This window comes from Anaerotignum faecicola, from assembly GCA_024460105.1.
In the GTDB taxonomy this organism is placed as follows: Bacteria; Bacillota; Clostridia; order Lachnospirales; family Anaerotignaceae; genus JANFXS01.
The window spans coordinates 1-458 of the sequence record JANFXS010000263.1 but is presented as its reverse complement, the minus strand read 5'-3'; the positions used below and the strand labels follow the sequence as shown (position 1 = coordinate 458).

General features: G+C 43.7%; 1 protein-coding gene. It reads left to right on the top strand.

The genetic code is table 11. The features are described 5' to 3' along the window. On the top strand, positions 1 to 421 hold a 421-nt coding region (locus tag NE664_13870), incomplete at its 5' end, for a DUF3796 domain-containing protein (protein ID MCQ4727721.1). Positions 422 to 458 lie beyond the last annotated feature (37 nt).

Here is a 458-nt window from a genome sequence, read left to right as displayed (position 1 = left end):
AAAACAAAAACCACAGTACACCAGAAAAATCAGCCCGAAACTTGGACTGCTCGGCTTCTTCGGCCTCTTTGGATTTCTCGGATTCGTCCCGCAGTTTTTTGGAGAGAGTGGAGTCTTAGATGTACCCTTTCCACTGATATTTTTCTGCTTCTTCGGATTTTTTGGTTTTTATTACGAGGGAAAGATGTCGGGAATTATGATTGACGAGCGGTATGAGGCTAACGTTAACCGTGCAGCGGCGATCGCCAACAGAGTGTCTCTGACGTTGATTATTATGGCAGCCATTTTAGCACTCTCCCTGTTTCGGATCCATGATTCTTATGGTATGCTGAAACTGCTTCTTGCGATCATCGGATTCGCATTCGGCCTTTCGCTGTTTCTTCAGGAGTATTTGCTATACCGCTTCGAAAACGAGGAGTAGGAGATCATGGCAGAATTTACATGTAATTTAAAAAAAT